This is a genomic window from Streptomyces sp. NPDC058877, assembly GCF_042742855.1.
GTDB lineage: Bacteria > Actinomycetota > Actinomycetes > Streptomycetales > Streptomycetaceae > Streptomyces.
This window is the reverse complement of sequence record NZ_JBHYMF010000260.1, coordinates 1-8351: the sequence shown is the minus strand read 5'-3', so window position 1 is coordinate 8351 and position 8351 is coordinate 1. Positions and strand designations below refer to the sequence as shown.

Below are 8351 nucleotides of genomic sequence, written 5' to 3'. Positions count from 1 at the left end.
ACGCCGACGCCGGGCTTTCGGCTCTCCTCGTCGCCGTCGAGCGGGTCTCCGTGGATGATGTCCTTCTGCATGATGTTCACCTCCTCTCCGAGGGTGGGGGTGGCTCGGCCTGATCGGGCGCGGAAGGCAGCCCGCCGCCGAGAAACTGGAGGGACCTCCGTATGACGGCCAGGTGCTCGGCTCCGTCGTAGCCGTCGTGGCCCGAGTCCAGCCACATCACCTCGTGGGGGACACCGCCCGCGCGCAGCACGGCCAGGTACGCCTCGATCTGCTCCGGCGGGCACTTGGCGTCCCGCCGCGCGGCGACGACCAGCAGCGGGGAGCGGATCGCGGCGGCGTACGAGGACGGGGAGGCGTGCGCGTAGGCGTCGGGCACCTCGTCCGGAGTGCCGCCGAACAGCGAGGTGTCCAGCGCCTGGAGGGCGGGCGTGGAGTGCCGGAAGGCGGTGGCGCAGTCGGCGAGCGGCTTGACGGCCACCCCGACGTCCCACAGGTCGGGGCAGGTGCCCATGGCCAGCAGCGTCAGATAGCCGCCCCACGAGGTGCCGCACAGGCCCACGGCGCCGGCTCGGCCGATGCCCCGGTCCAGCAGGTCGGCGCGGGCCCGCACCAGGTCGGCGACCTGCGTGTGGCCGACGCCCTCGGACCAGGCGGAGCGCCAGCGTGGCCCGTAGCCGGTCGAGCCCCGGTAGTTGACTCGGGCCACGGCGTACCCCGAGCCGACGAGGGCCTGCACCATCGGGTCGTAGGCGTCGCGGTCGTGGTCGGCCGGGCCGCCGTGCACGAGCAGCACCAGCGGGTGCGGCGCGGGGCGGTCCGAGGGCATGGTGACGAAGGTGTGCACGGGCCCGTCGGGCCCCGGGGTCCACAGGTCCCGGCGGTGGCCGAACCGGGGGAGGCGCCACTCGCTCTGCCCCGGCAGCGACGCACCCGACAGGGACATCGCGCGGGGCACGTTCACCGCGTCGGTCCAGATGAGGTGCACGTCGCCGCCGGCGGCGGGCGACGCGGCCAGGATGCTGCCCTCGGGGGTGGGCACCCGGGTCAGCTCACCGCGGTCCAGGTCGGCGGTGAACAGCCTGCTGCGGCCGTGCCGGTCCTGTCGCAGCAGGACCCGCGCACTCCCCGGGCCGGGGTACCAGCGGGCGGTCGTCTCGGTGTCGAAGGAGCACCAGGGCAGCAGCTCCAGTCCGCCGCCCGGGGTCCAGACCCCCAGGTGGTAGCGGCCGGCCCGTTCGCGCATGACCAGCAGCAGCGTGCGGCCGGACGTACCGCCGAGGCCGGAGGCCGACGCGGCAGCGGGCGCGAAACCGAGCGCCCAGGTGCGTTCCGCGGTGCCGGAGAGCACCGCGGCGGTGGCACCGTCCGGGGTCAGCAGCGTCACGGCTCGGGCGGAGTGCGCGGGCCCGGACACCGCCAGCAGTCCGCCGTCCGGCGCCAGATCGCACAGGGTGGCGGAGTCCGTCGTACGCAGGACGGGGGTGCCCCTGCCGCCGCGCCGCCCCAGGTGCACGCTGAATCCCTCGGCGCCGCGGATCCCGACGGCCACCGTGCCGCGTTCCGTCAGCGCCAGCCCGGCGGGCCGCCCGGCCGGCACCCCGGCCAGCGCCGTACGGTCCGGGCCGCCGTCGAAGTCCTGGGTGCGCCAGGCGCCGCTGCCGCCGCGGTCCTCGTCGAACCACCACACGGCCTCGTCGCCGTCGATGTCGCACAGCAGCGTGCCGTGCGGACGGTCCGTCAACTGCCGTCCGCTGCCGCTGGACCGGTCCCAGGTGAAAATCTCGCACCGGCCGTCGGCGTCCCCCGTGTACACCATCCGGTCCGGGTTGCGGGGGCTGGTCACCGGCAGCACCGGGCGGTAGACGCCGTAGGTGCGGGTCGCTGTTCTCGGCGCGGGCGGTGTCACGGCGCCTCCCGGACGACGAGTGCGGACCTGGCCGTCGCGTACAGGGCCAGCCCGGCGAACGCGCCGGCGCAGCCCAGCGCCACCGAGCGGCCCCCGTACGCAGCCACCAGCACCCCGGCCAGCACCGGGGCGAGCACGGCGACGCCCTGTCCTGCGGTGCCCAGCACCGTGCCCATCCGGGCCAGCAGACGGTCGGGGGTCACCAGCACCGCCCGGGTCTGGAGCACGACCGCCACCGACGGCACGATCAGCGACACCCCGCTCAGCAGCAGCCCGTAGGCCCAGGTCTGGGAGGCGAAGCCGAGCCCGGCCGCCGTCGGCACCATGGCCCACGAGGCGCCCGTGACGATCCGGGTGGCCGGCACCCGCCGCACCAGCCACGGCGCGGCGAGCGCGCCCAGCAGCCCGCCGACGCCCGCGAGGGTGAGGATGAGACCGATCGAGGAAGGGCTCGCGCCCTCGGCGTGCGAGGCGAAGACCGCGTGGAAGTACAGCGCTCCCAGCAGGGCGTTGATCCCGGCCGTCCACACGACCACGAAGCGCAGGAACGGCTCCGCCCACACGAAGCGCAGGCCCTCAGCGAGCTCACGGGTGAAGGACGCCGCAGGCCCCTCCCGTTCGGGCGTCAGGTCCGCGCGGATCGCCCGGCTCAGCACGGCCACCAGCAGGAACGACACCGCGTCCGCGAGCAGCGGCACCCACCGCGCCATCTGGTAGAGCACACCGCCCAGCGTCGGCCCGACGATCTGCACCGCCTGGTCCCGCGCCTGGAGGTACCCAATCGCCCGGGGGTACTCCTCGGGAGGCACGAGCCGCCGGATCATCCCGGAGGCGGCCGCCCCGTAGGTGGCGCTCGCCGCCTGCTCGACAACGGCCGCGACGAGGATGTGGGCGAGGACGACATGGCCGAGTGCCACCGTCACGAACACCGTGCCCGTGGCGCCCGCGGCGACCAGGGCCGCCGTGTACATCATCGGCTTGCGCGGCAACCGGTCGGCGAACACGCCCGCGATCGGCGAGACGACGAGCCCGCTGACCAGGGCCACCGAGGCGACGAGGCCGGCGAGCCCGGACGAGTATCCGGCACCCAGGAGGATCAGCGGAAGGAAGAGCGACGACGCACAGGTCCCGAGACCGTCGATGGCGCCCGCCGCCCAGAAGAGCGAGAAATCCCGTCTTCGGAAAGGAGAAGAAGGCGAGTCTTTCGACAATCGCTCGTCTTCTGATAATTCAGGGCCGGAAGACGCGGATTTCCCCTCGACCTCGCCCATCAAGAATCCCGCTCGGGGAGTAATTCTGACGCTGACGCACCCACATCGCCCCCTGTAATGAGCGGACTTACGGCCGGTGAGGGTTGCGATCGTAGCGAAGGGATTCTCGTGGCACAATACCGTCCCTGGAATGGCGTTTTCGATCAAGAAAAGCCCCGCAAATGCCCGGTGACAGGTGCCTGGTGCTGCCGTGCCGCATCGCCCGGCCGGAAATTCCGGAACGGGCGCGAGCGCGTGAGCGGCGGGCCGCGCTGCGGTCGTCCGCCGGCACGTCCCGGCGGGCACTGGCCGCTGCTCCCGCGGGTGATCGTGCCTGGCCGGATGCCCCTGGCCGCCGCCGCGCGGGGGTCCGTACCCGCCCGCGGCGTCCACCGCGGGCGGGGCGCCCGCGCCTCACGGAGTAACGGAGTCCCCTTCCGTTTGCGCGGCGGGACCCCGGTCGGCACCGAGACGGAGCGGGTGGTGCACGGGCCGGTGGGGTGCGGCTCGGCATTGCCCAGGCGGCCCGCTCCCCGGACGCCTTCGCCGGCGGTTCGGGGCAGATGGATCGCGAGGACGGCGGTGTCGTCGTCGACACCGGAACCGAAGGTGGCGACGAGGCCGCGAACCGCGCTGATGACGCCGGACGCGGTGGTCGGGGCGAGAGCGCGGCCGAAGTCGAGCAGGGCGTCGTCGCCGTAGCGGCTTTTCGCGGTGGTGTGGGCTTCGGTCAGCCCGTCGGTGTGCGGGAGCAGAGTGTCCCCGGGGGGCAGCTGGACCGTGGTGGTGGCGATGTCGGCGTCGGGGACGACCCCGATGAGCTGCCCGCCGGGGGTGGGTAGGGAGTCGGCCGAGCCGTCCGCGCCCAGCAGCAGCGCCGGCGGGTGCCCGCCGCCGGCCAGGGTGACATCGACGCCGCCCCGGTCCGGGCCGGGGGTCAGGAGACCGAAGACGACCGTGCAGAAGCGGGGGTCGGCATCGTCGGAGTCCTGGTACAGAACCGCGTTCAGGTTGCCGAGGACGGCGACCGGGCCGGGGTCGTACACAGCCGCGGCACGCAGGGCGTAGCGGGCACGGGAGGTGAAGGCGGCGGCCGCCGCCCCCTTGCCACACGCATCGCCCAGGAACAGGCCCCAGGTGTTGGCGGGCAGTGGGAAGAGGTCGTAGAAGTCGCCTGCGACCTCGTCGGCGGAGGCGATGTGGTAGTGGGCGGCCACCTCCAGGCCGGGCACGTCCGCCAGCGTCGGCGGAAGAAGGGTGTTCTGGAGAGTGGTGTTCAGGACCTTCAGACGGTCGCGTTCCCGGTCGGCCTCCTCACAGGCGCGCAGCAGCTCCACCTCGTAGGCACGGCGGCCGCGGGCGTGGAAGACGCTGGTACGGAACAGCAGTGGCCGCCCGTCGCCGCCCCTCTTGACCGTCGAGGAGACCAGGACGGGCACCCGGGTGCCGTCCGCTGCGTTCAGTTCCAGGGCGCTGCCGCTGATCTCGCCCTGCATCCGCAGCAGCGGGGCGAAATGCGTCTCGTGGTAGAGGCGACCGCCGACGGTCAGCAGGTCGGCGAAGCGCCCGCGGTCCACCAGGTCACCGCGCTCGTAGCCGAGCCAGTCCAGCAGTGTGCCGTTGATCTTGACGATCCGCCCGTCCAGCCGGGTGGACAGCTATCCGCAGGGAGCGTGCTCGTACAGATCCTCAACGTCCTCCTCCCGCAGGATCCGGGCCTCCTCGTCCGCCGGCCCCTCGCCCTCCCGGCCCGGGGCGCGGCCTTCGCCGCCGTCACGGGTCGGGCCCGTCACCCCACGGCCCCCGCGAACGAGGCGATCGCCGCCGCGGTTTCCTGCGGGGCGGCGAGCCGAGGGCAGTGTCCGGTCGCGTTCAATGTGACCAGCTGGCTCCCCGGCACGTGCGCATGGACGAACGCCCTCACCTCGGGCGGCGCGAGATCGTTGCTGGAGCACTGGGCGACCTCAGAGGTCGTTTTCAGTAGGCGTTCACGTAGCGTTCTTCCGGTATGCGAGCTTCGCCCATGCCCCAGTTTGGGCGCCTCCGCCCGGTAGGAGGCGTACATTCCTACCCGGATCACGGACCCGCCTGCCCGTCTCGTTCGTTTCCGTGTCTCGAAGTCCGTCTGGTTTGAAGACGCCCCAGAATCGCCGGACGGATAGCGGAACCACACCCTCCGGGCGCGGCCATGCACACGCTGTGCCGTGAGCGAGCGCAAGCCGTACCCCAGCGACCTGTCCGACGCCCGATGGGCCCTGATAGAGCCTACGTTGACGGCCTGGCGGAACGCCCGGCTCGAACGCCGGCCCACAGGACAGCCGCCAAGGTCGAGTTACGGGACGTGTTCAACGCGATCCTCTACATCAACCGCACGGGAATCCCCTGGAAATACCTCCCGCACGACTTCCCCAGCCACGGCACCGTCTACGCCTACTACGCAGCCTGGCGCGACGAGGGAGTCTTCGCCCAACTCAACTACGGCCTGACCGCTCTCGCCCGCGTCAAGGAAGGCCACAAAGCCGAGCCGACCGCCTCGGTCATCGACACCCAGAGCGTCAAGACCTCCACCAACGTGCCCCTGACCAGCCAGGGAACCGACGCCGCAAAGAAGATCGTCGGACGGAAACGGGGCATCCTCACCGACACGATCGGCCCCATCCTCGCCGTGACCGTCGCCAGCGCCGGCCTCTCCGAGAACGCCATGGGAATACGCCTCCTCGACCAGGCGAAAGCGGCCTAACCGACCCTTGCGAAAAGCTGGGTCGAAACCGGCTTCAAGAACGCCGTCATCGAGCACGGCGCCCACCTCGGAATCGACGTCGAAGTCGTCAACCGCAACCCGGAAAAACGCGGCTTCCACGTCGTGAAAAGACGCTGGGTGGTAGAGCGGAGCATCTGATGGATCATGATGCACCGCCGTCTGGCCCGCGACTACGAGACCCTCACCGCCAGCTCCGAAGCCATGATCCACATCGCCTCTATCGACAACCTCAGCAAGCGTATAACGGACGAGACCACACCAACCTGGCGAGGAACCTACTAGGGCATAAGCGGCAATCCGCCTAGATCAAACGCCCTCTCAGGCCCGGTGTGATGAGGCCGTGGCGGCGCCGGAAGCCGGGCGGCCCGGCCGCAGCGGAACGGGCCGCCCGCGAAGCGGAACTCCACAGATCTCCCGTTCACGTGGCGCCCCCTTGGGCCTGACAGTCGTATTCTCAGCCGTCGCGCTCCCGCCCCGCACGGAATTCGACGGGCCGACACACGGGCCATGCGCGCCGCAGGCGGACTCGGGGCGAGCGATCACCGTCCGGGGCTGCTCGGTGGTCGCCACACCGGCTTCACGACCTGTACCGGCCCTCACAGCGGCGAAGGCCGGGCAACGCACGTCCTCATCACACTGCCGGTCGGATCGGGCACCACGTGTGAGAACGCGCAGAATCCTCGTCGTCCGGGACGCCCTGCTGTGCCGTCAGGAGTTCTGCGATATCGGACCGATGGTCCCCGTCCCGAGACCCGGTGACGGCGGGTGGCCCGAGTGCGGCCGTGTCGACCAACACGTCGGCCATCATCGTCCAAGGCCGGCCACCCCTTGCCGGGACTGCCCTGCGTCATGGCTCCGCGACAGGTCGAACGACGGCCCGCCGTCAGCGGTGAACGGTCCTTTCCGGCATAGGCCACGGACGGCAGCACCGCTCAGCTCCCGTGGCGTCGAGCGGGCCGCTGCCGCAGACCGCATGGGATTCCGGTCCAGTTCCTCACGGTGCCGCCGCAGGAAGTGACCGGCGTCCTTGTGCCGGCGTCCCGTGCCGTGCCGGCGTCCCGCGCCCACTGGCACACCGGAGTCGCAGGAGAACCGAGCGGTCACGGCCAGGACGGGCAGTGTCCCGACCATCGGCCCTCCCGCTCGGAGGACACCGGTAACGGTCTCGGTAATCCGCTCCGCGAGGCCGTTGGCCGTTCGACCACGACGGACGTGTTCCCTGGACAGCCCTCGCCCGGCCGGCCGCGTGGAGCTGGAAGAGCCCTGCAAGGTTCTGGCCGGTGCCGACGGGGGAGCCGATCACCGGGTGCCCTCGAACACGGTGTCGGAGATCGGCACCTGGACGGTGCCGTGCGCGCCGGCGCCGACGGCGCTGACACCTTCCGGCGCCGGCCGGGCGCATTCGGCCCGGCCGGGACCCTTCGTCGCGGCGCGCTTCAGCCATGGGCGATGACGGCGACGGGTGCGGTGGCGTGGTGGAGCACCGCGTGGGTGACGGGGCCGATGTGCGAGCCGAAGGGGTTGCGGCGTACGCGTCGGCCCACGACGACGAGGGAGGCGTCGCGGGAGGCGTCGATCAGTAGGGCGGCGGCGCTGCCCGGGCGGGACGCCTCGACGACCTCGACGTCCGGGTACTTCTGCCGCCAGGAACGCAGGCTCTCGGCGAGTGCGTCCGCCCTCTGGCGGGAGAACTCCTCGTGGTGCTCGAAGCCCGAACCGACGGTGTAGACGGCATAGGGCGACGTGTCCCAGGCCCGGACCGCGTACAGGGCGGTCTTCCGGCGCTGCGCCTCCTCGAAAGCGAAGGCGATGACGGTGTCGTCGGGGTTGTCGAGGCCAAGGACGACGGGCCGGAACGCGGTGGCGGCGGACGGAACGCCGGCAGGGTCCGTGATGTGCTCGTCGGCGGCCTGTCGCCCGACGCGCACCAGGACCACGGGCGCCTCCGTCCGGGCGATCACGGCCTGTCCGACGGAACCCACCAGGAAACCGCCGAGCCCGCTCAGCGCCCGGGACCCGAGTACCAGCAACTCCGCGTCACGGGCGGCTTCCACGAGGACCTCGGCCGGCGTCCCGGTACGCTGCTCGGTGCTCACGTCGACGCCCGGGTGACGCAGCCTCAGCCCCTCGGCGGCCTCGCGGGGGATCCGCTCGGTCCAGTGCTGGTGGGTCTCCGCTCCCAGGAGCGGTGCCTGAGCCATCGGCTCCGGCACCGGCTCCCACACCTGGACCAGCCGAACCGGCAGTTCACGCAGTTTCGCCTCACGCGCCGCCCATTCCGCGGCGGCCCGGCTCTCGGCAGATCCGTCGATTCCTACGGTGATCGTGCGGGCCATGTCTCCTCCTGGGTCGGGTGTTCCGGCTCCAGCATCGCGTTCGGCAGGTTCTCGGCGGAGGGGCCATCGGTCCCTCGCTGGGGCCGGTCGGCCCCAGC

Annotated in this window: 3 protein-coding genes and 4 pseudogenes; 1 reads left to right on the top strand and 6 read right to left on the bottom strand. The window is 72.0% G+C overall.

The features are described from left to right. Window positions 1-76 precede the first annotated feature (76 nt). From ACFW2Y_RS33095 to ACFW2Y_RS33080, 4 genes and pseudogenes are all read right to left on the bottom strand, one after another. Window positions 77-1906: a prolyl oligopeptidase family serine peptidase gene (locus ACFW2Y_RS33095; protein WP_384886606.1), complete on the bottom strand. Its 1830-nt coding sequence runs from the start codon at window positions 1904-1906 to the stop codon at window positions 77-79. Next, window positions 1903-3117 (bottom strand): MFS transporter, encoded by a 1215-nt coding sequence (locus ACFW2Y_RS33090; protein WP_384886603.1) that lies wholly within the window; start codon window positions 3115-3117, stop codon window positions 1903-1905. The genes ACFW2Y_RS33095 and ACFW2Y_RS33090 overlap by 4 nt, the downstream gene beginning before the upstream one ends. 581 nt (window positions 3118-3698) lie before the next feature. Continuing rightward, window positions 3699-4949 (bottom strand): annotated as a pseudogene (locus ACFW2Y_RS33085) (PP2C family protein-serine/threonine phosphatase); the annotation flags it as partial. Further along, window positions 4946-5119, bottom strand: a pseudogene (locus tag ACFW2Y_RS33080) (alpha/beta hydrolase); the annotation flags it as partial. The pseudogenes ACFW2Y_RS33080 and ACFW2Y_RS33085, both read right to left, overlap by 4 nt. Window positions 5120-5360: 241 nt before the next feature. Here ACFW2Y_RS33080 and ACFW2Y_RS33075 point away from each other — a divergent pair. Further along, window positions 5361-6199: pseudogene (locus ACFW2Y_RS33075) on the top strand (IS5 family transposase). A 925-nt stretch (window positions 6200-7124) separates the two neighbouring features. Here ACFW2Y_RS33075 and ACFW2Y_RS33070 read toward each other — a convergent pair. Next, window positions 7125-7285: pseudogene (locus tag ACFW2Y_RS33070) on the bottom strand (zinc-dependent alcohol dehydrogenase); the annotation flags it as partial. Between the two features lie 68 nt (window positions 7286-7353). After that, window positions 7354-8253 carry a universal stress protein gene (locus tag ACFW2Y_RS33065; protein ID WP_384886600.1) on the bottom strand — a complete coding sequence of 300 codons (900 nt, stop codon included), beginning with the start codon at window positions 8251-8253 and terminating at the stop codon, window positions 7354-7356. Window positions 8254-8351: the final 98 nt, after the last annotated feature.